The organism is Ruegeria denitrificans, from assembly GCF_001458295.1.
GTDB lineage: Bacteria > Pseudomonadota > Alphaproteobacteria > Rhodobacterales > Rhodobacteraceae > Ruegeria > Ruegeria denitrificans.
This window is the reverse complement of sequence record NZ_CYUD01000006.1, coordinates 73595-98866: the sequence shown is the minus strand read 5'-3', so window position 1 is coordinate 98866 and position 25272 is coordinate 73595. Positions and strand designations below refer to the sequence as shown.

The 25272-nt window shown below is 58.5% G+C and carries 32 protein-coding genes; 15 read left to right on the top strand and 17 right to left on the bottom strand.

Going from position 1 to position 25272, the window contains the following annotated elements:
* Positions 1 to 66: 66 nt before the first annotated feature.
* Both RUE5091_RS10615 and argH read right to left on the bottom strand, forming a co-directional pair.
* Positions 67 to 252 carry an argininosuccinate lyase gene (locus RUE5091_RS10615; RefSeq protein WP_370732170.1) on the bottom strand — a complete coding sequence of 62 codons (186 nt, stop codon included), beginning with the start codon at positions 250 to 252 and terminating at the stop codon, positions 67 to 69.
* Complete coding sequence (argH, locus tag RUE5091_RS10610) at positions 249 to 1637, bottom strand: argininosuccinate lyase (RefSeq protein ID WP_058281890.1); 1389 nt, start codon at positions 1635 to 1637, stop codon at positions 249 to 251. Before argH ends, RUE5091_RS10615 begins: the two co-directional genes overlap by 4 nt.
* 21 nt (positions 1638 to 1658) lie before the next feature.
* Here argH and RUE5091_RS10605 point away from each other — a divergent pair, with 21 nt between their 5' ends.
* The gene (locus tag RUE5091_RS10605; protein WP_058281889.1) at positions 1659 to 2225 is read left to right on the top strand and encodes a TlpA disulfide reductase family protein; all 567 of its coding nucleotides are present in this window, start codon (positions 1659 to 1661) and stop codon (positions 2223 to 2225) included.
* Here the strand turns inward: RUE5091_RS10605 and RUE5091_RS10600 are convergent.
* A complete protein-coding gene (locus RUE5091_RS10600; protein WP_243470766.1) occupies positions 2222 to 2545 on the bottom strand; it encodes a phosphotyrosine protein phosphatase in 324 nt (107 codons plus the stop codon). The genes RUE5091_RS10605 and RUE5091_RS10600 overlap by 4 nt on opposite strands.
* Positions 2546 to 2669: 124 nt before the next feature.
* Between RUE5091_RS10600 and RUE5091_RS10595 the strand changes: the two genes are divergently transcribed.
* The 8 genes from RUE5091_RS10595 (at position 2670) to yddG (ending at position 8894) form a co-directional block, all read left to right on the top strand.
* Complete coding sequence (locus tag RUE5091_RS10595) at positions 2670 to 2999, top strand: hypothetical protein (RefSeq protein ID WP_058281887.1); 330 nt, start codon at positions 2670 to 2672, stop codon at positions 2997 to 2999.
* 60 nt (positions 3000 to 3059) lie between these two features.
* The gene (locus RUE5091_RS10590; RefSeq protein WP_058281886.1) at positions 3060 to 3446 is read left to right on the top strand and encodes a hypothetical protein; all 387 of its coding nucleotides are present in this window, start codon (positions 3060 to 3062) and stop codon (positions 3444 to 3446) included.
* Positions 3443 to 4414 (top strand): sterol desaturase family protein, encoded by a 972-nt coding sequence (locus RUE5091_RS10585; RefSeq protein WP_058281885.1) that lies wholly within the window; start codon positions 3443 to 3445, stop codon positions 4412 to 4414. The genes RUE5091_RS10590 and RUE5091_RS10585 overlap by 4 nt, the downstream gene beginning before the upstream one ends.
* A gap of 92 nt (positions 4415 to 4506) precedes the next feature.
* Complete coding sequence (locus RUE5091_RS10580; RefSeq protein WP_058281884.1) at positions 4507 to 4695, top strand: hypothetical protein; 189 nt, start codon at positions 4507 to 4509, stop codon at positions 4693 to 4695.
* A gap of 92 nt (positions 4696 to 4787) precedes the next feature.
* A complete protein-coding gene (locus RUE5091_RS10575; protein ID WP_058281883.1) occupies positions 4788 to 5621 on the top strand; it encodes an EAL domain-containing protein in 834 nt (277 codons plus the stop codon).
* A 183-nt stretch (positions 5622 to 5804) separates the two neighbouring features.
* Positions 5805 to 6980 carry an acetyl-CoA C-acetyltransferase gene (locus tag RUE5091_RS10570; protein WP_058281882.1) on the top strand — a complete coding sequence of 392 codons (1176 nt, stop codon included), beginning with the start codon at positions 5805 to 5807 and terminating at the stop codon, positions 6978 to 6980.
* A gap of 187 nt (positions 6981 to 7167) precedes the next feature.
* Positions 7168 to 7890, top strand: coding sequence for an acetoacetyl-CoA reductase (phbB, locus tag RUE5091_RS10565; RefSeq protein ID WP_058281881.1), 723 nt, complete (start codon positions 7168 to 7170; stop codon positions 7888 to 7890).
* A gap of 137 nt (positions 7891 to 8027) precedes the next feature.
* The gene (yddG, locus tag RUE5091_RS10560) at positions 8028 to 8894 is read left to right on the top strand and encodes an aromatic amino acid exporter YddG (RefSeq protein ID WP_058281880.1); all 867 of its coding nucleotides are present in this window, start codon (positions 8028 to 8030) and stop codon (positions 8892 to 8894) included.
* On the opposite strand, the gene RUE5091_RS10555 is transcribed toward yddG, so the two are convergent.
* The 3 genes from RUE5091_RS10555 to RUE5091_RS10545 all read right to left on the bottom strand — a co-directional run bounded on the left by RUE5091_RS10555 (position 8891) and on the right by RUE5091_RS10545 (position 10162).
* Positions 8891 to 9055 carry a YdcH family protein gene (locus RUE5091_RS10555; RefSeq protein WP_082643634.1) on the bottom strand — a complete coding sequence of 55 codons (165 nt, stop codon included), beginning with the start codon at positions 9053 to 9055 and terminating at the stop codon, positions 8891 to 8893. The two genes, yddG and RUE5091_RS10555, sit on opposite strands and share 4 nt — an antisense overlap.
* A gap of 121 nt (positions 9056 to 9176) precedes the next feature.
* Positions 9177 to 9950, bottom strand: coding sequence for a tRNA1(Val) (adenine(37)-N6)-methyltransferase (locus tag RUE5091_RS10550; protein ID WP_058281878.1), 774 nt, complete (start codon positions 9948 to 9950; stop codon positions 9177 to 9179).
* Entirely contained in the window at positions 9947 to 10162 is a 216-nt protein-coding gene (locus RUE5091_RS10545; protein WP_037316655.1) for a putative signal transducing protein, read from the bottom strand. Before RUE5091_RS10545 ends, RUE5091_RS10550 begins: the two co-directional genes overlap by 4 nt.
* A gap of 56 nt (positions 10163 to 10218) precedes the next feature.
* Between RUE5091_RS10545 and RUE5091_RS10540 the strand changes: the two genes are divergently transcribed.
* Positions 10219 to 11217 carry a polyprenyl synthetase family protein gene (locus RUE5091_RS10540; protein ID WP_058281877.1) on the top strand — a complete coding sequence of 333 codons (999 nt, stop codon included), beginning with the start codon at positions 10219 to 10221 and terminating at the stop codon, positions 11215 to 11217.
* On the opposite strand, the gene RUE5091_RS10535 is transcribed toward RUE5091_RS10540, so the two are convergent.
* The 4 genes from RUE5091_RS10535 to soxR form a co-directional block, all read right to left on the bottom strand.
* Positions 11210 to 12031, bottom strand: a complete 822-nt coding sequence (locus RUE5091_RS10535; protein ID WP_058281876.1) for a 4-(cytidine 5'-diphospho)-2-C-methyl-D-erythritol kinase — start codon at positions 12029 to 12031, stop codon at positions 11210 to 11212. The genes RUE5091_RS10540 and RUE5091_RS10535 overlap by 8 nt on opposite strands.
* A complete protein-coding gene (locus tag RUE5091_RS10530; protein WP_082643633.1) occupies positions 12021 to 13682 on the bottom strand; it encodes a tetratricopeptide repeat protein in 1662 nt (553 codons plus the stop codon). The genes RUE5091_RS10535 and RUE5091_RS10530 overlap by 11 nt, the downstream gene beginning before the upstream one ends.
* Before the next feature lie 155 nt (positions 13683 to 13837).
* Positions 13838 to 15484 carry an electron transfer flavoprotein-ubiquinone oxidoreductase gene (locus tag RUE5091_RS10525; protein WP_058281874.1) on the bottom strand — a complete coding sequence of 549 codons (1647 nt, stop codon included), beginning with the start codon at positions 15482 to 15484 and terminating at the stop codon, positions 13838 to 13840.
* 135 nt (positions 15485 to 15619) lie between these two features.
* The gene (gene soxR, locus RUE5091_RS10520) at positions 15620 to 16075 is read right to left on the bottom strand and encodes a redox-sensitive transcriptional activator SoxR (RefSeq protein WP_058281873.1); all 456 of its coding nucleotides are present in this window, start codon (positions 16073 to 16075) and stop codon (positions 15620 to 15622) included.
* Between the two features lie 88 nt (positions 16076 to 16163).
* On the opposite strand from soxR, the gene RUE5091_RS10515 reads away from it, so the two are divergent.
* The 3 genes from RUE5091_RS10515 (at position 16164) to RUE5091_RS10505 (ending at position 18162) form a co-directional block, all read left to right on the top strand.
* Positions 16164 to 16544, top strand: coding sequence for a VOC family protein (locus tag RUE5091_RS10515; RefSeq protein ID WP_058281872.1), 381 nt, complete (start codon positions 16164 to 16166; stop codon positions 16542 to 16544).
* A gap of 140 nt (positions 16545 to 16684) precedes the next feature.
* Positions 16685 to 17155 (top strand): transcription elongation factor GreA, encoded by a 471-nt coding sequence (gene greA, locus RUE5091_RS10510; protein WP_058282071.1) that lies wholly within the window; start codon positions 16685 to 16687, stop codon positions 17153 to 17155.
* 14 nt (positions 17156 to 17169) lie between these two features.
* Positions 17170 to 18162: a hypothetical protein gene (locus RUE5091_RS10505; protein WP_058281871.1), complete on the top strand. Its 993-nt coding sequence runs from the start codon at positions 17170 to 17172 to the stop codon at positions 18160 to 18162.
* On the opposite strand, the gene RUE5091_RS10500 is transcribed toward RUE5091_RS10505, so the two are convergent.
* The 5 genes from RUE5091_RS10500 to RUE5091_RS10480 all read right to left on the bottom strand — a co-directional run bounded on the left by RUE5091_RS10500 (position 18159) and on the right by RUE5091_RS10480 (position 23427).
* Positions 18159 to 20234 carry a molybdopterin-binding protein gene (locus RUE5091_RS10500; RefSeq protein WP_370732164.1) on the bottom strand — a complete coding sequence of 692 codons (2076 nt, stop codon included), beginning with the start codon at positions 20232 to 20234 and terminating at the stop codon, positions 18159 to 18161. The genes RUE5091_RS10505 and RUE5091_RS10500 overlap by 4 nt on opposite strands.
* Complete coding sequence (gene mobB, locus RUE5091_RS10495; protein WP_058281870.1) at positions 20231 to 20722, bottom strand: molybdopterin-guanine dinucleotide biosynthesis protein B; 492 nt, start codon at positions 20720 to 20722, stop codon at positions 20231 to 20233. Before mobB ends, RUE5091_RS10500 begins: the two co-directional genes overlap by 4 nt.
* A complete protein-coding gene (mobA, locus tag RUE5091_RS10490; protein WP_082643632.1) occupies positions 20719 to 21363 on the bottom strand; it encodes a molybdenum cofactor guanylyltransferase MobA in 645 nt (214 codons plus the stop codon). The genes mobB and mobA overlap by 4 nt, the downstream gene beginning before the upstream one ends.
* 58 nt (positions 21364 to 21421) lie before the next feature.
* Entirely contained in the window at positions 21422 to 22375 is a 954-nt protein-coding gene (locus RUE5091_RS10485) for an AEC family transporter (protein WP_058281868.1), read from the bottom strand.
* A 110-nt stretch (positions 22376 to 22485) separates the two neighbouring features.
* On the bottom strand, positions 22486 to 23427 hold the full coding sequence (locus tag RUE5091_RS10480; protein WP_243470762.1) for a formate dehydrogenase accessory sulfurtransferase FdhD: 942 nt from the start codon (positions 23425 to 23427) through the stop codon (positions 22486 to 22488).
* Between RUE5091_RS10480 and RUE5091_RS10475 the strand changes: the two genes are divergently transcribed.
* Together RUE5091_RS10475 and RUE5091_RS10470 are read left to right on the top strand one after the other, a co-directional pair.
* Positions 23426 to 24136: an AzlC family ABC transporter permease gene (locus RUE5091_RS10475; RefSeq protein ID WP_058281867.1), complete on the top strand. Its 711-nt coding sequence runs from the start codon at positions 23426 to 23428 to the stop codon at positions 24134 to 24136. The two genes, RUE5091_RS10480 and RUE5091_RS10475, sit on opposite strands and share 2 nt — an antisense overlap.
* Entirely contained in the window at positions 24133 to 24465 is a 333-nt protein-coding gene (locus RUE5091_RS10470; protein ID WP_058281866.1) for an AzlD domain-containing protein, read from the top strand. The genes RUE5091_RS10475 and RUE5091_RS10470 overlap by 4 nt, the downstream gene beginning before the upstream one ends.
* Here RUE5091_RS10470 and RUE5091_RS10465 read toward each other — a convergent pair.
* A complete protein-coding gene (locus RUE5091_RS10465) occupies positions 24454 to 25086 on the bottom strand; it encodes a hypothetical protein (protein WP_058281865.1) in 633 nt (210 codons plus the stop codon). The genes RUE5091_RS10470 and RUE5091_RS10465 overlap by 12 nt on opposite strands.
* An 18-nt stretch (positions 25087 to 25104) precedes the next feature.
* Positions 25105 to 25239: an aa3-type cytochrome c oxidase subunit IV gene (locus RUE5091_RS10460; protein WP_058281864.1), complete on the bottom strand. Its 135-nt coding sequence runs from the start codon at positions 25237 to 25239 to the stop codon at positions 25105 to 25107.
* Between the last annotated feature and the right edge of the window lie 33 nt (positions 25240 to 25272).

The window sequence follows — 25272 nt, the reverse complement described above, 5'->3', positions numbered from 1 at the left end:
TCGGCGTCAAGCCAACTAAACGAAAAACAGAGCGCGGTTCAGGTGAAACGCGATTACCTCTGAGATTTAAATCCCCAGGTAAACACCTAGCCCACCGCGCCGAAAACCAACGCCACCGCCGACATGGGTGCCACTGCTGCCGACTCCGACATTGGCGCTCATCGTGGGTTGGATTGGCTCACCATCAGCACCGCAGGCAGCCAAGGCGAACCCGGCCACAATCAGCAGGACCACACGGAGTATATGCATCATACCAGCGCCTTCCATCGCTTGACCTGGGCACGTACCTGATCCGGAGCGGTGCCACCATAGGACTGGCGCGAGTTTACCGAATTTTGGACGGTAAGGACAGAATAGACATCATCGGTGATATCCGCATGGACCGATTGCATATCTTCCAGCGTCAGGTCTGGCAGGTCGCAGCCCTTGCTTTCGGCCATGGCCACTAGTGAACCAGTAACGTGGTGCGCATCGCGGAACGGCAGGCCCAGCACCCGCACCAGCCAGTCAGCCAGATCGGTCGCGGTCGAGAAACCAGACCCGGCAGCGGCGGCAAGGCTTTCACGGTTGGCGGTCATGTCCTTGACCATACCTTCCATCGCCGCCAGCGCCAGCATCCAGTTGTCCGCGGCGTCAAAGACCTGTTCCTTGTCTTCCTGCATATCCTTAGAATAGGCCAGCGGCAGGCCTTTCATCACCATCATAAGCGCAGTGTTGGCGCCATAGATACGGCCCACCTTGGCGCGGATCAGTTCCGCCGCATCGGGATTCTTTTTCTGCGGCATGATTGACGAACCGGTCGAGAAGCGATCGGACAGCGTGACAAACCGGAACTGGGCCGAGGACCAGATCACCAGTTCCTCTGCAAAGCGCGACAAATGGACGGCGCAGATCGAGGCGGAGGACAAAAATTCCAACGCAAAATCGCGGTCGCTTACGGCGTCCAGAGAGTTTGCGGCGGGGCGATCAAAGCCCAGCGCCTCGGCCGTCATTTGGCGGTCGATGGGGAAGGACGTACCCGCCAGCGCAGCCGCCCCCAGTGGGGATTCGTTCATTCGTGCGCGCGCGTCGCGGACGCGTGAAAGATCACGGCCAAACATCTCGACATAGGCCATCATGTGGTGGCCCCATGTCACCGGCTGCGCGGTTTGCAGATGGGTAAAGCCTGGCATGACCCAATCGGCACCGGCCTCGGCCTGCGCCAAAAGCGCGCGGATCAGGGCCAACAAGCCCGATTCCGCAGCGTCCAGTTGATCGCGCACCCACAGTTTGAAATCGGTCGCGACTTGGTCATTACGCGACCGGCCTGTGTGCAAACGGCCTGCGGGCTCGCCGATCACCTCTTTCAGGCGTGCTTCGACATTCATGTGGATGTCTTCCAGCGCGGTCGAGAACTGAAATTCTCCGTTCTGGATTTCTGACAAAACGGTGAGCAGCCCTTCCCGAATGGCCTGTGCGTCACTATCAGTTATAACGCCTGTGGCGGCCAGCATGGCGGCATGGGCGCGCGAGCCTGCGATGTCCTGGGCTGCCATCCGCTGATCGAACCCGATCGAGGCGTTGATTGCCTCCATGATCGCGTCTGGACCTGCGGCAAAGCGGCCGCCCCACATCTGGTTCGAAGATTGATCGGTCATGTAAGAAAACCCGGAGTTGATATGCGCCTATTTCGTCTGATCCCCCTTTATCTTGCCCTTGCGCTGGGTGCAAACGCGGCTTTGGCCACGGATGCCGAAACTCTTGGTCCGCTGCGCGACGGCACCCTGAAACGCCTGATACTGCATTCTGAACCCAAGGCCGCCAAGACAATCGAATTCCAGCTGGAAGACGATGGCGGTGTTGGCACACTTGAGGATTATGCAGGTAAATATGTTCTAGTGAATTTCTGGGCGACCTGGTGTGCACCATGCCGCAAAGAAATGCCGCAGATCGCCGAGCTGCAGGAAGAATTCGGCGGCGACAAGTTCGAGGTTCTTACCCTCGCCACTGGGCGCAACTCGCCCGCCGGGATCAAGAAGTTCTTCGAGGAAAACGGCATCAACAACCTGCCCCGCCATCAGGACCCCGGTTCAGCCGCCGCGCGTGAGTTTGGCGTCGTCGCGCTGCCGATCACGGTCATCCTGAACCCCGAAGGTCAGGAAATAGCCCGGCTGATTGGTGATGCGGAATGGAATTCCGAAAGCGCCAAGGCGATTATCGCGACGCTGGTAGGCACTGAAAGCTAAGCCGGGGCAACCAGAACTTGCTTCAACTTTGGCATCATGAAAGCAACTAATTCTGGCGACATGTAGTCAAATCGATCGGGGACACCCAGAACAACAACCTTGGTGTCCCTTAAAATATCGTCAAATTGATTCGACAGACGCTTTTTCTGACGCCTGTCCATTACAAAAATCACATCCGCCCACTCAATGTGATCAGATGAGAGTCTCTCATCAGCATCCCGGCTGAGACCTGCAAAATCAGTGCAGTAGCCCGGCCATTTAGCCACTATGTCGGCGGCCGTAGGGCTGCGCATCCGCGCTTTACCACAGACAAAAAGCACATTCTTCAAAGATACATTCCAGTTCGATGGGCAGCTAACTCAAAATCATTCCGAACATTGTCGTGCTATACTTACCTCTCTCTTGGCAAAACCTTTGACCGGGTTCAATTGAAAGGAGGCGACAATGAAACCAGTGGTTCTGTTGATCGGCCGCTTGCCGAATGTCATCGGCGACGTGGCCCGGCGTCTGGATCATATGCCGATCCAATGGCTGGGCGCGCATGATCAGGAGGAGGTCCGACGGCAACTGGATGCCGAACCCCGGATTGTCTGTGCAATCATGGGGGCCGGTCTGGATGACAATATCCGCGGCGAGTTGGTCGGCGTAATCGCGGCACGCCGGCCGGATATCTGTATCCACCTGAAAGACAGGGCCTCGGGGCCCGACGGGCTAGTGCCCTTTGTGCAACGCGTGGTGCAGCACGAAATCCTGGACTCGCTCGAAACTGGCTGACGCCACGCCACCTTTGACAGCATCGTCACCACCCTGCAGTTTGTCGGGCGGGAGGAAAGTATGCCGCTTGAAATACTTCTGGTTCTGGTGATCGGAGGCGTCGTCGGGATAACCGTGATGTTGCATCTGTCAGGACGATCCCGCGTGCGTGAACTGACCCCACAGACGGCACGTTCGGAATGGCTGCGCCATGCACCGGACGACGTAATCATTGACATTACAATCGCTCATGACAAGCGGTCCGCCCTGATCCGGACCGAGACCGGCAATGGGCTGCTGTGGTCCTTTGGCGCCGATACGGTGGCACGTCACCTGCTGGATTTCGACTGGATCGACCACCCCGAGGGCTTCGAGATTGTTTTTCACGACTTCGGAACGCCCAAAGCTCTCATCCGCCTTGACGATTTTGAACGCCCACACTGGCAAAACCTGATGGACCCTGCATGACCGACCAAGTGAGCTTTCCCGACGCCGTGCAGTGGGCAGTACCCTTTTTTATTGCTGCCATTCTGGCCGAGTTCCTGTGGATCGCTTTCAAGGGCAAAGGTGGACGGTATGAGACCCGCGATGCCGTGACCTCGCTGGTGATGGGGGCGGGGAACATCGCCTCGGGCCTAGTGCTGGGGTTCATCGCCTATGGCTTTTTCATGTGGCTGTGGCAGATCACGCCGCTGAACCTTGGTACCTCGATTCCGGTGATCCTCCTGTGCTTTGTACTGGATGATCTGCGCTATTACTGGGTGCATCGCTTCGGCCACCGCATTCGCTGGGTCTGGGCCAGCCATGTTAACCACCACAGCTCGCAGCACTACAACCTGACCACAGCGCTGCGGCAGACCTGGACCTATACGTTCACCTTCATGATGGTGGTGCGCGCGCCGCTGATCCTGCTGGGGTTTCATCCGGCGATGGTGCTGTTCTGCGGCGGTTTGAACCTGATCTACCAGTTCTGGATTCACACCGAGGCGATTGGCAAAATGCCCCGCTGGTTCGAGGCGGTAATGAACACCCCCAGCCACCACCGCGCCCATCATGGCCGCAATGCGCGCTATCTGGATTGCAACTATGCCGGGGTTTTCATCATCTGGGACAAACTGTTCGGCACCTTCGTGCCCGAACAAGAAGACGATCGCGTCGACTTTGGACTGGTGCACAATATCGGCACGTTCAACCCGCTGCGTGTGGCCTTTCACGAATGGGTTGGTATCTGGCGCGACGTGACCCAACCGGGGCTGACCCTGCGCGAACGCCTTGCCTATTGCTTTGCTCCGCCGGGCTACAGCCATGATGGCAGCCGCGAAAGCTCGGAACAGATCAAAGCCCGGCACCTGGCGCGCCATCCCGAAGACCGCGGGACGCCTGGTTTCGAGCAATTCGAGACCAAAGCGCCCAATACGCAGGCAAAACAGGCTTAAATCCGCCGGTCCGATTCCCCGTTTCCTTGAAATCGGGATTTCACATTCCATATTCAGCGGATGTGACCCGTTTCGAGTAACCGGAGGCCGCCATGACCCGTTTGATGACAGTATCGACCGCACTTGGCTTGATCGGTCTGGCTCTGGCCATGTTGACGGCACTGACGGGCGGTCCCTCAATTATTGTTGCATTGGGTTTTGTCATGCTGGCGCTAGGCTTCATGGGCGCCGTGGTCAGCGCGGCGGCTGCGCTGGGGCGCGTCTGGGAAACCGCGCGCTAACGGTGGGCAAATTCACCCCTCTTAACCGCAGATTCATACCTTTACCTTGAAATGAGACCCTGACCGTCGACGTTAGGGGGCTTGGCAAGGACATGCGGGACAGAAAACAAGCAGATGTGCCCGAAGGTACTGAAAGCCCGCTGAACGCGGCCGTCACGTCCCGTGACGAATCCTCGGTTCAGATGGCGACTGATGCGGTGAAGCACAAACAGTGCAAACTGGCCTTTCAGCCTGTCATGCAGGCCCATCAACCATTTGGCGTGGCATTCTACGAAGGGTTCATCCGGGTGCTGGACGAAACCGGGCGGGTCATCCCCGCGCGCGATTTCATGCCACAGCTTGAAAACACCCCCATCGGTCGAGATCTGGATTGCGTCGCGCTTGAAATGGGACTGCGAACGCTGACCCAAAACCCCGACATTCGCCTGTCCATCAACATGTCCGCGCGCTCGATCGGCTATGCGCGATATTCCCGGGTGATGGAACGTTTTCTGAAAAAGGACTCCAGTGTAGGCGAACGGCTGATTCTTGAGATTTCGGAAAGCTCGGCCATGACAGTGCCCGAACTGGTGATTGATTTCATGGACCGGCTGCAACCGCGCGGCGTGGCCTTTGCGCTGGACGATTTCGGGGCCAGCAATTTCAGCTTCCGCCATTTTCGCGAATTTTTGTTCGATGCTGCCAAGATTGATGGGCAGTTCGTCCGCGGAATTGCCGACAACCCGGACAATCAGGCTCTGGTCCGGGCACTGGTCGCAGTGGCGAGGGAATTTGAAATTCTAGTGACCGCCGAATCGGTCGAAACCAGAAAGGATGCCGAATTCCTTGTGGCCAATGGCGTGGACTGCCTGCAGGGGTTTTTATTCGGCGCACCCACTGTCTCGGCCCCATGGAAGGGTGAAAAAGCCAAGCAAACAGGTAGCTAAGCGCTGAAAAACTGCCCCTACGGCATCTGAGGCAAGCTAACCGTTGCTGCAACTGCAGCATTACGCTATTCCATGTACAGTCGGAGCGGGGGATCATGAGGCGCTCTTGTTCACAGGGGCCGGGCCTCTGCGATCTGCGCCATCACGGTTCCCACAGGACCTTGATGGTAAAGGATTGTCTATATGACCAACGTAGTAATCGCATCCGCCGCACGCACTGGCGTCGGCAGTTTTGGCGGCTCGTTTGCAAACACACCCGCACATGATTTGGGTACCGCTGTACTTGAGGCCGTCGTTGAACGGGCCGGGATCGACAAGGGTGAAGTCAGCGAAACCATCATGGGTCAGGTGCTGACGGCCGCTCAGGGCCAGAATCCGGCGCGTCAGGCTCATATCAACGCCGGTCTGCCGCAGGAAAGCGCGGCCTGGGGTATCAACCAGGTGTGCGGGTCGGGCCTGCGGGCTGTGGCACTGGGTGCCCAGCACATCCAGCTGGGCGATGCCGAGATCGTCGCTGCTGGTGGACAAGAAAACATGACCCTGTCGCCCCATGCCGCCGCCCTGCGCGCCGGTCATAAAATGGGTGACATGAAATACATCGACACGATGATCCGCGACGGTCTGTGGGATGCGTTCAACGGCTATCACATGGGTCAGACCGCCGAGAACGTCGCCGAGAAATGGCAGATCAGCCGCGACATGCAGGATGAATTCGCCGTTGCCTCGCAGAACAAGGCCGAAGCCGCGCAAAAGGCTGGCAAATTCGCCGACGAAATCGTGCCCTTCACCATCAAGACTCGCAAAGGCGACATCGTGATGGACAAGGACGAATACATCCGCCACGGCGCAACCATGGAAGCCATGGGTAAACTGCGTCCGGCCTTCGCCAAGGACGGCTCAGTCACTGCGGCAAACGCATCCGGTCTGAACGACGGTGCGGCTGCAACTCTGCTGATGTCGGCCGAAAATGCCGAAAATCGCGGGATCGAGCCCTTGGCACGCATCGCATCCTACGCCACCGCCGGTCTGGACCCGTCGATCATGGGCGTCGGTCCGATCTATGCTTCACGCAAGGCGCTGGAAAAGGCAGGCTGGTCGGTTGACGATCTGGATCTGATTGAGGCCAACGAAGCCTTTGCCGCACAGGCCTGTGCAGTGAACAAAGACATGGGTTGGGATCCGTCCATCGTGAATGTCAATGGTGGTGCCATCGCTATCGGTCACCCAATCGGGGCATCGGGTTGCCGCGTTCTGAACACGCTGCTTTTTGAGATGAAACGCCGCGACGCGAAAAAGGGTCTTGCGACCCTGTGCATTGGTGGCGGCATGGGTGTCGCCCTGTGCGTGGAGCGCGACTAAGGGCGTTGACATCTAAATAGAAAAGGGCGTCCACTGGACGCCCTTTTTCGTTACAATAAGGCATTATCCCTTAGATGCGACAATATCGCCGAACAGAAAGAGCAAAACAGACACGAAACGATATTGCGCAGCAATCTCTCTCAGAGTAACAGAATTACCAAGTCAGACTAAATTGGAGGATTCCTCAATGGCACGTACAGCACTCGTCACCGGCGGTTCACGCGGCATCGGCGCAGCAATTTCCAAGGCGCTCAAGGCCGAAGGCTACAATGTTGCAGCCACCTATGCCGGCAATGACGAAGCCGCCGCAAAGTTTACCGAGGAAACCGGCATCGCCACCTACAAGTGGAACGTGGCCGATTACGACGAATCAAAAGCGGGCATCGAAAAGGTCGAGGCTGAGGTCGGACCAATCGACATCGTGGTCGCCAACGCCGGCATCACCCGCGATGCGCCGTTCCACAAGATGACGCCCGATCAGTGGAAAGATGTGATCGACACAAACCTGACCGGCGTGTTCAATACCGTTCACCCTGTCTGGCCCGGCATGCGCGAGCGTAAGTTTGGCCGCGTGATCGTCATCAGCTCGATCAATGGTCAGAAAGGCCAGTTTGCTCAGGTGAACTATGCCGCAACAAAAGCAGGTGATCTGGGCATCGTGAAATCGCTGGCCCAAGAAGGTGCGCGTGCAGGTATCACAGCGAACGCCATCTGCCCCGGCTACATCGCAACCGAGATGGTGATGGCGGTTCCCGAGAAGGTTCGTGAATCCATCATCGGTCAGATCCCGGCGGGTCGTCTGGGTGAGCCTGAAGAAATCGCGCGCTGCGTTGCGTTCCTGGCGTCGGACGATTCTCAATTCATCAATGGCTCGACAATTTCGGCCAACGGTGCGCAGTTCTTCGTCTGATCCGAAAGCTCATATTCAAATCAGGCCGATCCTTTTGGGTCGGCCTTTTTCGTTCCGAAACCGACAGTTAAAGAATTGCGCGTCTTCCCGTTGGTTGTATCCTTTCAAATCAAATCAGTGAAAGAGGTCACGGCTCCATGAAAAAAGCACAGGCGACAGCAATCGGCTTTGTGGCCGTTCTGCTTTGGTCTTTGTTGGCCCTGTTCACAGTCGGCTCGACCCCGACACCACCGCTTTTGCTGAACGCCATCTGTTTTTCTATCGGAGGCACACTGGGCCTGATCTGGACAGGTATCACCGGCGGGCTGCACCAATTGCGGACAGTGCCCCGGACAACGTATCTCTTCGGTGCAGTCGGATTGTTTGGCTATCACGCACTGTATTTTTCAGCCCTGCGCATGGCTCCAGCGGCCGAGGCCGGGCTGATCGCCTATCTTTGGCCCCTGTTGATCGTGCTGTTTTCCGGGCTTCTACCGGGCGAGCATCTGCGTATTGGTCATTTTTTCGGGGCGTGCCTGGGTTTTGCCGGGGCTGCGGTTATCATCGCAGGGGGCGGCAGCACAGGGTTTCAAACCGCACATCTGCCGGGGTATGGGCTGGCGCTGCTTTGCGCTCTGACATGGTCGGGCTATTCGGTCCTGTCGCGCCGATTGGGGGACACGCCGACCAGTTCGGTCACCATATTCTGCTTCGCGGCAGCGATCGCCTCGGGCATGCTGCATCTGGCCGTCGAGGAAACCATCTGGCCTGACAGCACCTTTGGCTGGGCCTCGGTCGTGGCACTGGGTCTGGGGCCGGTGGGGTTGGCATTTTATGTATGGGATATCGGGGTAAAGCAGGGCGACATACAGATACTCGGCACGGCGTCATACGCGGCACCGCTATTGTCTACGCTGGCTTTGGTTTTGGCCGGGATCGCCGCCCCGTCCTGGGGTTTGGCGACCGCGGCCGTGTTGATCACTGGCGGCGCGGCCATCGCCGCGCGGGCGAGCCTGGGTCGCTAGTTCGACAGGCGCTCGATCTCTTCTTTAAGCCTAAGCTTCTGCTTTTTGAGTTGTGCAATATGGAGATCGTCGATGCCAGGCGAGCGTTGGGCTTGTTCAACTTCAAGACCGAGTGTTTCGTGCTTCTTCTTCAGTTCGGTCAGGTGTGCGCTCACGCTCATGGCGATACTCCTCTGTTGGTGTCTGAGTTTCACGTAAGAAGTTGACCACATCGTTTCCACCCTGTCACGCTGCATACGCACAGATTCTGTAATAAATCCGACAAATTCGGCTGGTTAATGCCTATTGACTGGAAAATCCCGGCAACACAGCCCCGTCGCGCAGAACCGCTGAAACCTGCGGCGTATAGCTTTCACCGTCCCTTTCATGGCTATCCCCGGCATGCAGGATCAGTGGTGCATGCAGCTGAAACGCGGCTTTTCCGCCCTTTCTGGCCCGTAAAATCACCAATTCTGCGGCCCGACCAGTGCGTGCCACCAGCGGCAGTACCTCGACCGAGCCCAAACGCCCGTTACACCCCGCCAGCATATCCGGCAAACGGTCGGCCTTTTGGATCATGTGCAAATAGCCACGCGGCGCGAGGCGTCTGGCGGCAATATCGAGCCAAAGGTCCAGCGCCGTGCCCTCGCCCAGCGCGATGGCCCGCCCGTCGTCGGCGGCAGCGCTGTGCGCGCCAGCACGATAGTAAGGCGGGTTGGCAATCACATGGTCGAACTGGCGCTGCTTCAAATCGGCCGGAAGTGCGGCCAGATCGGCCTCGACCACCTCTAACGGTGCTTCGTTTTCAGCCGCGTTGCGACGCGCCAGCTCGGCATAGGGTGCCTGCAGTTCAACTCCGACCCCCTGCAACCCCGGCACACGCGCCAGAAGGCTCAGGATCGCAGCCCCTGCTCCACAGCCCAGCTCCAACACGGTGTGACCACATGTCGCCGGGACGGCAGCCGCCAGCAACACCGGGTCCACACCAGCACGATATCCCGAACGTGGCTGCCACAGGCGCACACGACCGTTCAAAAAATCGTTACAAGTCAACTCATTATTCGAAAAATCGCTCATCGACCCAACGGAATTTCGTTATCCCGCATCACCCGTTCGGCCCGTGTCAGATCATCGGCCCTCACCATCAGGCGTCGGGGGAAGATTCCGATGCCGCCTTCGAGGATGCTCATATTTACGTCCATTTGAAAGCAGTCTATATCCTCACCCTCAAGAAGGGCTGAAGCAAAGGCCAGGATCGTTGGATCGGTGCTGCGCAAAAGTTCTTTCATGGGGATGGATGTAAGGGCAAGGTAAGCCGAAAGTCGAGCCTTGTATCAGGAGTGTGATGGATATCGACACGATCACAAAACCGCATGAGCGGCTGGCCGACCTTCTGACCGGCGAAATGGGCGCAGTGAATGAACTGATCCGAACGCGCATGGCCTCGGAACACGCGCCGCGCATCCCCGAGGTGACAGCCCATCTGGTCGAAGCTGGCGGCAAACGCCTGCGCCCGATGCTGACGCTGGCCGCTGCACGTCTGTTTGGTTACATGGGCGACCATCATGTGCGTCTGGCCGCAACAGTGGAATTCATTCATACCGCAACCCTGCTGCATGACGATGTGGTGGACGAAAGCGCCCAGCGACGTGGCCGCCCGACTGCAAACCTGTTGTGGGACAACAAATCCAGCGTTCTGGTGGGCGACTACCTGTTCTCCCGCAGTTTCCAGTTAATGGTTGAAACCGGGTCGCTGCGTGTTCTGGACATTCTGGCCAATGCCTCGGCTACAATTGCCGAAGGCGAAGTACTTCAGATGACCGCCGCCACCGATCTGGGCACCGACGAGGCGATTTATCTGCAGGTTGTACGCGGCAAGACTGCCGCTCTGTTCTCGGCCGCGACCGAGGTTGGCGGAGTAATCGCCGGAGCGTCAGAGGAACAGGTCAAGGCGCTGCACGACTATGGCGATGCATTGGGCATTGCCTTTCAAATCGCTGATGATCTGCTGGATTATCAAGGTGATAGTAAAGCCACCGGCAAGAACATCGGCGACGATTTTCGCGAGCGCAAGTTAACCTTGCCGGTGATCAAGGCCGTCGCCCAAGCCACCCCCGACGAACACGCGTTTTGGGAGCGTACGATTGGCCGGGGCCGTCAGGAAGAGGGCGATCTGGACCATGCGCTGAGCCTGATGGGTAAATACGGCACGCTCGACGCCACCCGGGCGGATGCGTTTGGCTGGGCCGTCAAGGCCAAGGAAGCGTTGGCACCCCTGCCCGATCATGAGATTCGCGCATTGCTGCGTGATCTGGCGGATTACGTGGTCTCGCGCCTCAATTAAGCAGTACCGCGCGGCACCACCAATCGGGATGGGCCGCGCCGATCTCGTAAGCCGCAAAATGCGCGTCTTTCATCGTCGGATAGAGCGCAAAACAGGTTGAACCTGACCCCGACATACGGGCCAACAGAGCTCGTTTGGAGTCTTCCAATGCATCAAGCAAACGGACTACGTCAGGAGCCAAACTTTTTGTCGGCGGTTCAAGATCGTTGCGATGATCTTGCAGCCATGTCGCGCAATCTTCGGGCGTCTCAAAAGCCGGAATATCCTCGGGCATGGGCGAGTTGTTCCGACTCTCCAAAGCCGAGAATACCGCGCCAGTGGGCACTTCGACCCCAGGATTGACCAACAGGGCAGGCAATTGGGGCAACACCACCGGGTCAAGTTGCTCACCGATCCCGCGCATCCGGGCGGCTCGCGCCAACATACAGACCGGAACGTCCGCACCCAGTGACAGCGGCATGTCACGCAATATTGGCGTGCCTTGATCAGCAACCATTCGAAGGGTCGCCGCAGCATCGGATGATCCACCGCCAATCCCGCCGCCGTGAGGCAGCACCTTGTTCAGGTTGATATGCCCGGTCCAGCCCGCAGCCTCGGCAGCTTTCAAGACCAGGTTTCGGCTGTCCGTTGGTACACCCGCCGCATGTTCTCCGCTGACCGAGATCGACAATTCCAGGCCCGGCGTGAACTGCAACCTGTCGCCGACATCCGCAAATACAACCAGCGAATCCAGCAGATGAAATCCATCAACCCGTTGGCCGGTCACATGCAGGGTCAGGTTGATCTTGGCGGGCGCAAAGGCCTCAGTTGCCATTGGCAACCTTCAGCGGTTCTGCCCCTTCTTCGGCCAGAACGCCATCCAGACCGATTTCCAGCTTTCGGCGGATGCGGTCAGGATCAGCCTCACCGTCAGTATCTTCGGGATCAATAAAGGACAGCGCACGCTTCCACTGGAATTCAGCCTCACGCGCGCGGCCCACGGCCCAATAAACGTCGCCCAGATGATCGTTCACCACCGGGTCAACCGCCATCAGCTCGACGGCACGCTCCATATGTTCAACAGCTTCGTCATAGCGGCCCAGACGGAACAGGACCCAGCCCAGACTGTCGACGATGTAGCCACTGTCGGGGCGTGCGGCGACGGCGCGTTCGATCATGTCCAGCGCCTCATCCAGCTTTTCGCGCCGTTCAACCAGAGAATAGCCCAGGTAGTTCAGCACCTGCGGCTGACCAGGGTTCAGTTCCAGCGCGCGACGAAAATCGGCCTCGGCCTGATCCCATTGCTTGAGCCGTTCGTGCGAGATTCCACGAGCATAATGCAGGAACCAGTTCCCGCCAGAGCCTCCATCGGTCAGCTCAATCGCACGATCATAAGACGCGACAGCACTGGCGTAGTCCTCTTGCTGGCGTTGCAGATCGGCCAATGCCACATGAACGCTGGGCAGGTCCGGGTTTTGACTTGCCAGCGTCTGCAGAACCTCGGCGGCGGCATCCTTTTTTTCCGACCGGCTGAGCACCTCAGCTCGGCCCAGTTCAGCGGCGTGATAGTCGCTGCTGCTGGTGGGTACCTGACGATAGGCTTCTACCGCCAGATCGTATTGTTCCAGCGCGTCCAACAGTTCAGCGCTCAGCAGAAGTGCATCAACGTGACCCGGGCGCAGGAACGCAGCTGTCCGCACATACAGCAGAACATAATTCTGCGCCGCTTCATTGCTCAGCGCGGCGCCGACAGAAAAGAACACCTCGGCCATGCCGTCCTGCGCCGATTGCACATGGGTAAAAGGCAGAGTGTCACCAGCGGTCAGGCGTGCCACATAGCCTTCGATGGACGGATCGCGGCCTGCCGCAAACACTTCACCGAGGAATTGCAGTGCCTCTTCATTCCGGTCCAGCTGCGACAGCACCTCGGCTCGGGCCAGAGCAGCCCGACGCGACATGCGTGCGATGACACCGTTATGTGCCGTGAAAACGTCTTCGGCACCTTCGAAATCACCCACCGATGCCAGCGCCAAGGCCTTGTGGAACAGCGCGAAGTCACGCAACCCGTCTTGGGTTGCGACCTCGTCAAACTTCTCGATCGCGCGGGTCATGGCCCCTTGGCCGATATACGCCCAGCCTTGCATCAGGCCGTCAACCAAAGGTCCCACACCCTGTGTTTCCGGATCGCGCGCCAGAAATTCATCCAGTTTCCCATCGGCCACCAGGTTGGCCGTGATCACCATCCGGGCCGCCTGACTGGGCAGGCCTATATCTTCGATCATCTGCGCAACAGGAAGCGCGCGCTTTACTTCGCCCAGGGCCAACCGGGCGACCACAACACTTTCCAACAAAGCTGGGTTTTCAGGGTCGGCCTTCAGGGCCTGTGCATAGTATCTTTCAGCTGACGCATAGTCGTTCTGATAGATGGCCTGACGGCCAGCCAGATACGCACCCGACCCGGAATCCGCCAGAGCCGGAAGCACCATAGACGAGGAGAAGAGCGCAGCCATTGCGGCGCGACGAACCAGAGAAATCACCGAAATCCTGCCTTGCTGTTCTTATCTGCGCAACAAGCTAGGGCTTTGGCTGGCAAGAGGCAATGGCAGAGCCTTCACGACCCTGCCAATGCCCGGTTTTTTGCTTACATGTTTGGATAGTTTGGCCCGTCTCCACCCTGAGGCGTAGTCCAGGTGATGTTCTGGCTCGGGTCCTTGATATCACAGGTCTTGCAATGGACGCAGTTCTGAAAGTTGATCACGAACCGCGGGGTACCCTCATCCTCGACCATCTCATACACGCCCGCTGGGCAGTAGCGCTGCGCCGGTTCGTCGAACTTGGGCAGGTTCACTTTGACCGGGATGTCCGGGTCAGTCAGCTTCAGGTGGCAGGGCTGGCTTTCCTCGTGATTGGTCGCAGCGAAGGAAACGTTTGTCAGGCGATCAAAGGACAGTGTGCCATCAGGTTTCGGATAATCGATGGGCTGATGCTTGCTGGCCTCTTCAGTCGATTCCGCATCGTTCTTGCCGTGACCCAATGTGCCCAACAGCGAAAAGCCCAGCGTGTTGGTCCACATATCCATACCACCCAGCACCAGGCTGGCAGTCAGGCCGTACTTCGACCACAGCGGCTTGACGTTGCGCACCTTTTTCAGGTCGTCGCCAATTGCGCCGTCACGGACATCGACCTCATAAGCGGTCAGCTCATCGCCCGAACGGTCGGCTTTGATCGCGTCATAGGCTGCTTCGGCAGCGGCCTTGCCTGACAGCATGGCGTTGTGGTTGCCTTTGATACGCGGCACGTTGACCATGCCCGCCGAGCAGCCCAGCAGCGCCACGCCCGGAGCGACCAGCTTGGGCATCGACTGATAACCGCCCTCGGTGATCGCACGCGCACCATAGGCCACGCGCTTGCCGCCCTTCAGCAGCTCAGCCACCACCGGGTGATGTTTGAAGCGCTGGAATTCCATGTACGGGTACAAGTGCGGGTTCTTGTAGTTCAGGTGAACCACAAACCCGACATAGACTTGATTGTTTTCAAGGTGATAGATGAACGATCCACCACCCGCATTGCTGCCCAGCGGCCAGCCCATCGTGTGGGTGACGGTGCCTTCCTTGTGCTTGGCCGGGTCGACCTCCCAGATCTCTTTCATGCCAACGCCGTATTTCTGCACCTCTTTGCCGGCAGACAGGTCGTATTTGGCGATCACTTCCTTGGACAGCGAGCCACGCACGCCCTCCGACAGGAAGACATATTTGCCGTGCAGCTCCATCCCCGGCTCGGTGCCGGGTCCGTATGATCCGTCGGGTTCCAGCCCAAAGACACCGGCCACAACGCCCTTGACCTCACCATTGTCGCCATAGACCAGTTCGGAACAGGCCATGCCGGGGAAGATTTCCACGCCCAGCTCCTCGGCTTGTTCGGCCATCCAACGGCAGACATTGCCCATCGAGACGATGTAATTGCCGTGGTTGTTCATCAACGGCGGCATCGGGAAGTTGGGAATGCGGATCTTGCCCGCCTCACCCAGCATATAGAAATTGTCTTCGGTCACCGGCGTGTTCAGCGGCGCGCCTTTTTCCTTCCAGTCAGGGATCAGCGCATCCAGACCACAGGGGTCCAGCACCGCGCCAGACAGGATATGTGCGCCCACTTCCGAGCCCTTTTCAAGAACAACAACGTTCAGATCGCCATCCAGCTGTTTCAGACGGATGGCCGCCGACAGGCCCGCCGGGCCTGCGCCCACGATCACCACATCGTATTCCATCGCTTCGCGTTCAATCTCGGCCATCGCGGGCTCCCTAGCTAACTTTCCGAATTGGCGCTTTCACTGCGTGGTCTGCGCAATATTGTTTCACGGCTGATTACATGGTTGCTAAGACCTTGGTCAATCAAAACACGGCGTAACATTGCTGCAATGCGGCAGTTATGTATCGGGAGAGTCCCCCATAAGGTACCTGGGACCGCTACCATGGGATTTGGCGCGGTCATCCGGGTTGTAAAGGGCGCACTTTGGCAGGCTCAGGCAGCCACAGCCGATGCAACCATCCAGATTGTCGCGCAATCGCGTCAGGGTGGCGATTCGCTGATCCAAGCGGGCACGTAGTCTTACGCTGATTTTCCGCCAATCCTGAGGCGTTGGTGTGCGGCTTCCAGGCAAGCCGGACAATACGTCACGAATCTCGGGCAATGTCAGGCCGAATTGTTGGGCAATCATGATGAAGCTCAACCGCCGGATATCCGCACGTTGATACCGTCGCTGCCCACCTGCGTTGCGCCAAGGCGCGATCAACCCCTGCGCCTCGTAATATCGGATGGCCGATACGGCCAACCCCGTGCGCCGGGCCAACGCGCCAATTGCCAGCCCTTCGGATACCGCCATTTTGACCTCAAAAAAATACCTTGACCTAAAGTTAGGTTTAGAAATTACAGTGAGTCGTGACAAGCCTCAATTCACAAAGGAGACCCCCATGATGGCGACGCTTGAGCACACCAATTTCACCGTTCGCGACCCGCAGGCTTCGGCCGCATGGATGCACAAGGTATTTGGCTGGAAAACCCGCTGGGAAGGCCCGGCGATTGCGGGCGGCTACACGGTGCATGTGGGCAGCGCGCATACCTATCTGGCGCTTTATGCGCCCAGCGATCCGCAGCCATCGGGCGAAAGCAGCTATGACATCATTGGCGGGTTGAATCATGTGGGTGTTCTGGTCGAAGATCTCGACGCCACCGAACAGCAAGTGATCAAAGCCGGATTCACGCCCAAATCACATGGGGATTACGAACCTGGCAAACGGTTCTACTTTGACGACGACAATGGCATCGAATTCGAAGTGATTAGTTATGGATAGGCCGTAATCCGCCCGCTGAAGGTTCAAGCCCTCTTGCAATTCACGCCTCATTTGGGTCAGGTATTTATCAACCCATCAATTCGCCCCGACGCTGGTTCCATGCGGCGGGGCGCATCAATTTATGCGTGGACGACAAGACCATGGAAAAAATTCCGATGACGCCTACGGGCAATGCCGCGCTTGCGGCAGAGCTGAAGAACCTCAAATCCGTTGAGCGCCCTGCGATCATCGAAGCCATCGCTACGGCCCGTGAACTGGGCGACCTGAAGGAAAACGCCGAGTATCACTCGGCCCGCGAAAAGCAGGGGTTCATCGAAGGCCGCATCAAGGAACTCGAAGGTATCCTGTCGCTGGCCGATGTGATCGACCCCGCGAAGCTGTCCGGCGCGATCAAGTTTGGGGCCAAGGTCACGCTGGTCGACGAGGACACTGACGAGGAAAAGACCTGGCAGATCGTGGGTGAGTATGAGGCCAATATCGAAAACGGCCTGCTTAACATCAAATCTCCTATCGCCCGCGCCCTGATCGGCAAGGACGAAGGCGACAGCGTCGAGGTCCGCACCCCCGGCGGCGTGCGGTCTTACGAAGTTCTGAGTATCGAGTACGCCTGACCGGAGCGTCCCTCATGTCCGAACCTACACCAGATCACGAACCCGAGCGACCGACGTCGCTGGGTATTTACGACAAGCCATCGCGGCCTTCAGTTACCGAGATCGAAATCGCGGCCATCGTGCTCAGCGTGATCTGGCTGGTGGTTTCGGTGGTCTTCCTGGTGCTGCCCGACGATGTCGAAGGCGGCGGGTTCGTGGTGACCTTGCTGGCGGTATTCATGCCAGTGGCGATGATCTGGGTCGCGGCCACGGCGATGCGTGCAAGCCGCGTCATGCGCGAAGAAAGCGAGCGTCTGCAGACCGCAATCGACGCGATCCGACAAACCTATGTCCTCCAGCAACAGCGGGCCGCCATTTCCCATGAACCGGCCGTCAGCAAGAAGCTTGATGAAATCGCTGTTTCCACGAAAAAGACCGAAAGCGCGCTGGCCACGTTTTCCACCAATCGCAGCGAACCCGCGCGGGCGGCAGCGCCGAACAGAACTGGCGACCAGACTTCGTTAGAGTTGGGCACGCAGGCCGAGGACATCGCGCCACCGCTTGGCACCGATATCTTTATCCGGGCGTTAAACTTTCCCGAAACGCAGGATGACGCCGAGGGGTTCGATGCCCTGCGTCTGGCGCTGAAGGACCGCAAGACTGCGCAGCTGGTACAGGCCTCGCAGGATGTCTTGACCCTACTCAGCCAGGAAGGCATCTATATGGACGACCTGCGCCCCGACATGGCTCGCCCCGAGATTTGGCGGCAATTCGCGCAAGGTGCCCGCGGTCGTTCTGTGGCGGCATTGGGTGGCATTCGGGATCGGTCATCGTTGGCGCTGACGGCCGCGCGGATGAAGCAAGACCCGATCTTTCGCGACGCCGCACATCATTTCCTGCGCCGCTTTGACCACATGATCGTGGCGTTCGAGCCCGACGCCAGCGATGCCGACCTATCCGCCCTTGGCGAAACCCGCACAGCACGAGCTTTCATGCTGCTGGGGCGAGTGGCCGGAACTTTCGATTAAAGCCCGAAACTGCCGTAGGGGATGAACCGTACCATATCGCCCGGTTTGATATGGCGTGCGCCGTCTTCGATTTCGACCAACCCTTCGGCCCAGCTGAGCCCGCTGATCCGGCCCGATCCTTCCGAGGCAAAAACTTCGGCCCGGCCATCGCGCACACGGGCGCGCAGATATTCGCGGCGACCCGGTTTCTTGCGTTTCTCAAAAGCAGCGGGCAGGTCAAACCCTTGAGGGTCTTGCCACCCCTCACCCGCCATCAGGCCCAGCGCCGGGCGGGCAAAAATCAGCGTACAAACCATGGCAGCAACCGGATTTCCCGGCAGGCCAAACACCGGCGTGCCGTCCCACAGCCCCAGAGCCAGTGGCCGCCCCGGTTTCAGCGCGATCCGCCATTCCTGCATCGCACCCGCCTCTCGCAACAAGGCCGACACGTGATCCTCATCCCCAGCCGACGCACCACCGCTGGTCAGGATCACATCCGCCTGTTTCGCGGCTGAATTCAGTCGGGCGCGCAAATCCTCCCGATCATCTGAAACGCGCCCCATATCCACCGGCTGAAAACCCAAGCGGTCGATCAGCGACAGCAGCATCGGACGGTTGGCGTCGAATATCTGACCGGGACCGGCACTTTTCCCGGGCTCGACCAACTCGTCCCCGGTCGAAAGCACGGCCACACGCAATGTCTTGCGCACCAAGACCTTTGCAATTCCGGTGGCCGACAAAAGCGCCAGATCGGCTGGCGTCAACCTGCGCCCGGCGGGCAGAACCAGATCGCCCTCGGTCACGTCCTCACCAGCACGCCGAGTATTGGCTCCCTGTTTCAGTGGACCGTGAAAGGCGATGTGGTTGTCCTGTACGGTCACGTCCTCTTCGAGAATGACCGTGTCCACTCCCGCGGGCAGCGCCGCACCGGTCAACACGCGCAGTGCATGACCCTCCGGCACTAAGCCATCGAACGGAATTCCCGCCGCTGCGCGTCCGGGATGCAATGGCATCACCTGTGGGCCCTCGGGGGCGGCACCGGCAAACCCATAGCCATCCACAGCCGTATTCGGCTGCGGCGGGTTCGAGCGTTTAGCGATGATATCCTCGGCCAGAATGCGCCCTGTAGCCTTCGGCAAAGCCACCATTTCGGTCGCTGTGACCACCGTCAAGCGCTGGCGCAGCAAGGCCAGCGCGTCATCCACCGGCGTCCAGTTCACCCCGGCGGGCAAGGCAAAACAATCGTTGCGCAGGGGGGGCGGTGCGATATCCGGCTTGTGTTGTGACACTCCCAAAATCCAACCTTCCTCTGCTGCGGTGACGTTCAGATGACCCGCCAATTCCTCGGGAGGCATTCCAGCGAGCGACATGGCAACTTGTTCAACTTGCCAAGCATCCTTGATACGACCTTCCGGCCCAGCCCCCAAGGTAAGCGAAGGCCAGATTTCCACAAAGGCGACCGGGGTGTCCAGCGCCTCGAACGGCCAGACCGAGACCTTCCCCGCAAAAACCCGACGCAGGCGGGCCAGAACCGGCAGGCCGGTCATGATCTGCCCACCCACAGCACCGGTCCCTCCCATTTGCCAGCAGGTAAAGCTGCCTTTGGCTTCAGGGTTCAGTTCAACGGAACGGCGGTCGGGAAAAGGGTTGTGATAGTCTGACTTGTTCTTGGGCAGACCGTCGATGTCCCGCTGCAGCCCATTGAACCAGAACGGCCCCCTACAGCTAAAGCGCCGGTTAATCTCCCCGGCCAGATCGAACCGGTTGTTGGCTTTTGGCGTATCCTCGATCCGTTCCTCAAACCACTCCCACAAACGCAGCGGATCATCCGACCCGGTTAGCGCGTGGGCGAACCCTTTGGGATAGCCAAAGGGGAAATCGAACCCCAAAAACAGCCGCCGCCCGGAGGCAATCTCATCCGCAATCAGGTTGTGCAGCCATTGCTCGGCAATCTTGCGATTTCTGAGGTATATCGGCTCCTCTGCCCTACCCTTGCGCACCACACAGGCCCAGATGGCATCCTTGCGCGGGCGGGGTCCGGTGTCATTGCCACCGGACCAGTCGACCATGGCAAAACTGTCGAAACTGGTCACAAACCGACCTCGTGCAGGATGAAATCTGCGATGCCTGCGGTGTCATTCAGGTCAAAGACCGGCACTGCTACATCCAACGGCGTGTCGCTGGCTACGGCGCGAATGGTGGCGTTTTCGGGTGCCATCAACGGATTCCCGGCCACGGCCCGATAGGCCTCGACCTTAGGGTGCGCCTCGCGTTTGAACCCCTCGATCAACACCAGATCGACAGGCGACAGGCGCGCCAGCAACGCATCCAAAGATGGCTCGGGCGCGCCGCGCAGCTCTTGCATGATCGCGACGCGCTGACCCGAGGCAAGCAGCACTTCTGACGCACCCGCAACACGGTGACGATAGCTGTCCGTGCCTGGCTGATCTACGTCAACGTTGTGATGGGCGTGCTTGAGGGTCGAGACAGTAAAGCCACGCGGGGTGATCTCGGCCACCAGCCGCTCCATCAGCCCGGTCTTGCCGGCGTTTTTCCAGCCGGTGACGCCGTAGACCCTCATGCCTGCTCCAGCAGTTGTTCCGCTCGCGCCAGATCCTCGGGAGTATTGACGTTGAAAAACGGGTCGAAGGGGTCGGCGTCGAACAGCGCTTCACGCCCGTCATGCTTGTCGGTCCACAGCACGACCTTGCGTAGCCCATCGTTAAGCGCGCCCCGCAAATCATCTCGCAATGCGACCGGCCAGAGGCCAAAGGTCGGGTGCCGGTTGATCCGCTTACCTCCACCGGATTTCAGCGCCTCATCCCCGGTGCGCGGCGTGGTGGCCAGCACCAGCGGATGCGCCTGCCCTTGGGCAGCCTCAGTCAGCCGTGCCACCAGATCACGCGGGAAGAACGGCGTGTCGGCGGCGGCGGTGACAATGCAGTCAGCCCCCTGCGTGGCCGCCCAGTCAAGGCCAGCCAGAACTCCGGCCAAAGGTCCCGCGTACCCATCGATCGTGTCTGGCAGAATGGGCAGATTCAGATCGAAAAACCGTTCCGGATCACCATTGGCGTTCAGCGCAAGGCCGTCCACTTGCGGGGCAAGGCGGTCGATCACATGGGACAGCAGACTCTGCCCGCCGACCTGCAACAATCCTTTATCGCCTCCGCCCATTCGGGTAGCGAGGCCACCTGCGAGGATCACACCTAGAGGGTTGCTCATTTCCGCACCTTGCATCTTCACCTGCCCGAACAGTCTTCCGCAACTTTGTAGATCGAACTCAATTCAATTGAAACGCGGTTGGGTACAGATGGTGCAGGACAAACAACCACAGGATCAACGTTCCCACCGAAAGAAAGGATGTGGCCGAGACGATGTGCGCTGCAAGCTGGGGTTCCTGGTCGTAGTGCTTGGCCAGCAGAAATATATTCTTTGCCGTCGGCACAGCCGATGAAACAGTGGCTGCAATTGTCCATAACGGGTCGAGCCCAACAAGATGCGCTGCCACTAATACGAGCCCGGGCGCGACAATCAATTTCACGAGTGTTAAGAACAGGATCAATGGCCCGGTTTGAACAATCGTTCGCACACTGGTCGTGAACCCGATCGCGAACAACGCAACGGCAGCTAGCGCCTGACTGAGCAATTCCAGATAATCCGAAACCGCATCTGAAAACCCAATATCGGTGAAGGAATACGCAACGCCCAGAAGGGTTGCTGCGATAATCGGGTTCTTCAGGACATTCACGAGAATCTTGTAAATTGGCGTCTTTGTGCTTGCTTTATGGCCTGCCGAGCTCTCGAGAATCGTGGTCATGACAAGAAGCAATACCGCTACCACGAGGTTCGCCAGAACAGCCGGCAACGCACCCTTAGAGCCAAAGATTGCGTGAAGGATGGGTAAGGCAACCAGCGCTGTATTCGATGCAACACCAGCAAACGCCGCAACGGTCGCTGACCCGATCTGAAAGCCCACCACAGTTTTCAGGCATACGAACAGAACGACGAAGAGAAGCATCAGAGTCCCGCCGTAGGAGAGATAAAAACCATAGTTCAGAAGGTTCTCAAATTTCTCCTGCCCGATCAGATAGAACATGATGGCGGGGATCAGGACATAAACTGCAAATTGAACAAGCGCGTCGGATGTGTCTTCGCCGAGGAGTTGGGTCCACGAAAACACATATCCGGTCAAGATCACCGCAAAGACCGGAGCAATGAGGTTGATTAGCTCCATAGCGCTCTCAATTTATAACTTCCAAAATTCCACACAGTTGCGTCCTACTGTAGGGCACATCCTTTTGAATTTGAATGGTTTTCTGAAAACACCCCCACTGCAGCTGATGTTCATTGTTGAGCGCTTTTTCTTCTGTGTTTCTTATCCTCAACCGCCACGCTTGCCGGGTCCACGTCGCGCATCAGCCGATCCTCGCCCGACAGGCACACGAACCGCTGCCCGCGCATGCGACCGATCAGGGTCAGTCCGACCTCGCGGGCGATCTCGACCCCCCAGGCGGTGAAACCGGACCGTGAGGCCAGCACCGGAATACCCATCATCGCCGTTTTGATTACCATTTCGGATGTCAGACGGCCGGTGGTGTATAGGATCTTGTCCTCTGCCGTCTCGCCTTCGGACAGCATCCAGCCCGCGATTTTGTCGACCGCGTTGTGGCGGCCAACATCTTCCATATAGACCAACGGGCGGTCTTCGTGGCACAGGACCGTGCCGTGGATCGCACCGGCCTCAAGATACAGCGACGGGGTACGGTTAATTTTGGCGGCCAGATCGTACAGCCACGAGGTCCGCACCTGAACCTGCGGCAGACGCACGTCCTCTAGCCCTTCCATCATGTCGCCGAACACCGTGCCGACCGCACATCCGCTGGTGCGGGTTTTTTTCTTCAGCTTGTCCTCATAGGATGTCTCGCGCGCGGTGCGCACAATCACGGTTTCCAGATCATCGTCATAATCAACCTGCGTGATCTGATCGTCGGTCAGCAACATTCCCTGATTGCGCAGGAACCCCAGCGCCAGATATTCCGGATAATCCCCAATGGTCATTGCGGTCACAATTTCCTGCGAATTGAGAAAAATTGTCAGAGGGCGTTCTTCGACAACCGAGATCTGGCTGATCTCTCCATTTTGGTCCACGCCTTCAACCGCGCGGGTCAGGCGGGCCGCGCCGGGATCGGGGGCGATGATATAGTCCGAGACATCCAGTTCCTTGGCCAATTGCAACCCTTTCCCAAGACCGCTACTGCTGCGGCTATCACCATAGGATTTAGCCATGGCAGACACCACAACCAAGTCATACTATTGGAAGGGTTTTCGCGACGGGGCCCCGTTCATTTTCGTCGCCATCCCCTTTGGTGCGCTTTTTGGCGTATTCGCCACCGAGGCTGGGCTGAATATCGTTCAGACAATAGCCTTTTCGGCCACCGTTTTCGCGGGCGCTGCACAGTTTGCGGCCCTGCAATTGCTGCAGGACAATGCGCCAACCGTTATCATTCTGGCCTCGGCATTGGCGGTAAACCTGCGAGTGGCGATGTATTCGGCCTCGCTGACCCCTTATCTGGGGGCCGCCCCGCTGTGGCAGAGGGCTTGTGCTGCCTATTTGATCGTGGATCAATCCTATGCCTGCTCGATCGTAAGGTTCGAGAAAGAGCCAAAGATGACCGTGCCCCAGCGCATGACGTATTTCTTCGGCACAGTCTCTCTGATTACGCCGTTGTGGATGCTCACCACTTATCTCGGCGCCGTTCTCGGAACACAAATTCCCGAAAGCTGGGCGCTGGATTTTGCGCTGCCGATTACATTTTTATCCATGGTTGGGCCAATGATGCGGACGCTTGCACATGTGGTTGCCGCGCTAGTCGCAATCATTGTCGCGCTGCTGACCGTCGCTGTGCCGTTCAATCTGGGTTTGCTGATTGCCGGGGCGGCAGGGATGATCGCCGGGGCACAGGCCGAATTGTTGCTTGAGCGGAGGAAGCCATGACTCAGGTCGATCCTGCAACCATCTGGATTATCATCGCCGGGCTCGCCATCGGTAGCTTCGCCCTGCGCTTTACCTTTATCGGAGTGGTCGGCGACCGTCCTATGCCCCCGTGGCTGCTACGGCATCTGCGGTACACGGCAGTGGCAATCATACCTGCTCTGATCGCGCCCCTCGTAGTTTGGCCAACTGCGACCGACGGTCAACCGGACATCCCGCGCTTGGCTGCCGCCGCCGTTGCGGTGGTAGTCGGGTTGATCACAAAAAACGTGCTTGCGGCGATCTTTTCAGGGGCTGCGACCCTGTACGGGCTGCTGTACCTATTGGGCTAGCGCGCCGCTCTGCTGGTTCAGCAGGGCATTGTTCGCCGCAAGACCCTTTTGCAGGTCGGCATCGTCATTCTCACGGTACTCGGAGGTGGAAACCCCCGGTATCTGGCCGAATTGCTCGGACAGTTTGACCGGGTAAAACGTGGTGCCGATCTGTTCGAACCCCGGCACCTGCTGCAACAGCTGAGAAGTCGAGTTGGCGCAGTACGCGCTGGACACTGGCCCCATCTGCTTAGCCAGCTGCAGGGCGATCTCAGCCTGTTGTGGGGTGACCTCGATGGTTTGAATGCGCGCAAAATGCGTCTCGCGCGCGTGGCTGCTGCGATAGGCGCGTTCGACATTCGGAGTGATGCCGTACAGCACGTCATTCTTGATCGGCACAACATCCGCACGGAACGAGCCTGCCGGGTCAAAGATCACCCGCTCACTGCCGCTGATCATCAACGAGGTATGCGCACCCGAACCGGTTCGAGTGTTGATCATCGTATAAAGGGTCAGCGTTGACGGGCCCGGATCACGGTAAGACCGCGCCACAACCTCCGACTGATCCGCCTGAGGGCGCTGCGATCCGGTGCAGCCTGCAACGGTTGCCGCCAGAAGGCAGGCAATCAAAATCCTGATCACGGTCTACCCCGATTTGGATTACGCGGCGAAAACCGCCAGGAACAGGCAAAGGAAGGCGATCGCAACTACGCACCATGTGGTGGCCTTGATGAAACCGTTGAAGGTTTTGGTTTGAACGGTGATGTCCATTTCGCCGTGCTTGTATTCAGCCATGACTCAGAGATTCCTAAATTCGCGTGTTTGAGA

Excerpts from the sequence above, each read along its gene's own strand:
- mobA (WP_082643632.1), bottom strand. The coding sequence starts at position 21,363 with ATGAGCAACCCTCTAGGTGTGATCCTCGCAGGTGGCCTCGCTACCCGA.
- RUE5091_RS10505 (WP_058281871.1), top strand. The coding sequence starts at position 17,170 with ATGTCCGAACCTACACCAGATCACGAACCCGAGCGACCGACGTCGCTG.
- RUE5091_RS10615 (WP_370732170.1), bottom strand. The coding sequence starts at position 252 with ATGATGCATATACTCCGTGTGGTCCTGCTGATTGTGGCCGGGTTCGCC.
- yddG (WP_058281880.1), top strand. The coding sequence starts at position 8,028 with ATGAAAAAAGCACAGGCGACAGCAATCGGCTTTGTGGCCGTTCTGCTT.
- RUE5091_RS10525 (WP_058281874.1), bottom strand. The coding sequence starts at position 15,484 with ATGGCCGAGATTGAACGCGAAGCGATGGAATACGATGTGGTGATCGTG.
- RUE5091_RS10575 (WP_058281883.1), top strand. The coding sequence starts at position 4,788 with ATGCGGGACAGAAAACAAGCAGATGTGCCCGAAGGTACTGAAAGCCCG.
- RUE5091_RS10555 (WP_082643634.1), bottom strand. The coding sequence starts at position 9,055 with ATGAGCGTGAGCGCACACCTGACCGAACTGAAGAAGAAGCACGAAACA.
- RUE5091_RS10550 (WP_058281878.1), bottom strand. The coding sequence starts at position 9,950 with ATGAGCGATTTTTCGAATAATGAGTTGACTTGTAACGATTTTTTGAAC.
- RUE5091_RS10530 (WP_082643633.1), bottom strand. The coding sequence starts at position 13,682 with ATGGTGCTTCCGGCTCTGGCGGATTCCGGGTCGGGTGCGTATCTGGCT.
- RUE5091_RS10515 (WP_058281872.1), top strand. The coding sequence starts at position 16,164 with ATGATGGCGACGCTTGAGCACACCAATTTCACCGTTCGCGACCCGCAG.
- RUE5091_RS10480 (WP_243470762.1), bottom strand. The coding sequence starts at position 23,427 with ATGGCTAAATCCTATGGTGATAGCCGCAGCAGTAGCGGTCTTGGGAAA.
- RUE5091_RS10540 (WP_058281877.1), top strand. The coding sequence starts at position 10,219 with ATGGATATCGACACGATCACAAAACCGCATGAGCGGCTGGCCGACCTT.
- RUE5091_RS10585 (WP_058281885.1), top strand. The coding sequence starts at position 3,443 with ATGACCGACCAAGTGAGCTTTCCCGACGCCGTGCAGTGGGCAGTACCC.
- soxR (WP_058281873.1), bottom strand. The coding sequence starts at position 16,075 with ATGGCGGTATCCGAAGGGCTGGCAATTGGCGCGTTGGCCCGGCGCACG.
- RUE5091_RS10485 (WP_058281868.1), bottom strand. The coding sequence starts at position 22,375 with ATGGAGCTAATCAACCTCATTGCTCCGGTCTTTGCGGTGATCTTGACC.
- mobB (WP_058281870.1), bottom strand. The coding sequence starts at position 20,722 with ATGAGGGTCTACGGCGTCACCGGCTGGAAAAACGCCGGCAAGACCGGG.
- phbB (WP_058281881.1), top strand. The coding sequence starts at position 7,168 with ATGGCACGTACAGCACTCGTCACCGGCGGTTCACGCGGCATCGGCGCA.
- greA (WP_058282071.1), top strand. The coding sequence starts at position 16,685 with ATGGAAAAAATTCCGATGACGCCTACGGGCAATGCCGCGCTTGCGGCA.
- RUE5091_RS10570 (WP_058281882.1), top strand. The coding sequence starts at position 5,805 with ATGACCAACGTAGTAATCGCATCCGCCGCACGCACTGGCGTCGGCAGT.
- RUE5091_RS10605 (WP_058281889.1), top strand. The coding sequence starts at position 1,659 with ATGCGCCTATTTCGTCTGATCCCCCTTTATCTTGCCCTTGCGCTGGGT.
- RUE5091_RS10460 (WP_058281864.1), bottom strand. The coding sequence starts at position 25,239 with ATGGCTGAATACAAGCACGGCGAAATGGACATCACCGTTCAAACCAAA.
- RUE5091_RS10595 (WP_058281887.1), top strand. The coding sequence starts at position 2,670 with ATGAAACCAGTGGTTCTGTTGATCGGCCGCTTGCCGAATGTCATCGGC.
- RUE5091_RS10475 (WP_058281867.1), top strand. The coding sequence starts at position 23,426 with ATGGCAGACACCACAACCAAGTCATACTATTGGAAGGGTTTTCGCGAC.
- RUE5091_RS10580 (WP_058281884.1), top strand. The coding sequence starts at position 4,507 with ATGACCCGTTTGATGACAGTATCGACCGCACTTGGCTTGATCGGTCTG.
- RUE5091_RS10590 (WP_058281886.1), top strand. The coding sequence starts at position 3,060 with ATGCCGCTTGAAATACTTCTGGTTCTGGTGATCGGAGGCGTCGTCGGG.
- RUE5091_RS10470 (WP_058281866.1), top strand. The coding sequence starts at position 24,133 with ATGACTCAGGTCGATCCTGCAACCATCTGGATTATCATCGCCGGGCTC.
- RUE5091_RS10535 (WP_058281876.1), bottom strand. The coding sequence starts at position 12,031 with ATGGCAACTGAGGCCTTTGCGCCCGCCAAGATCAACCTGACCCTGCAT.
- RUE5091_RS10545 (WP_037316655.1), bottom strand. The coding sequence starts at position 10,162 with ATGAAAGAACTTTTGCGCAGCACCGATCCAACGATCCTGGCCTTTGCT.
- argH (WP_058281890.1), bottom strand. The coding sequence starts at position 1,637 with ATGACCGATCAATCTTCGAACCAGATGTGGGGCGGCCGCTTTGCCGCA.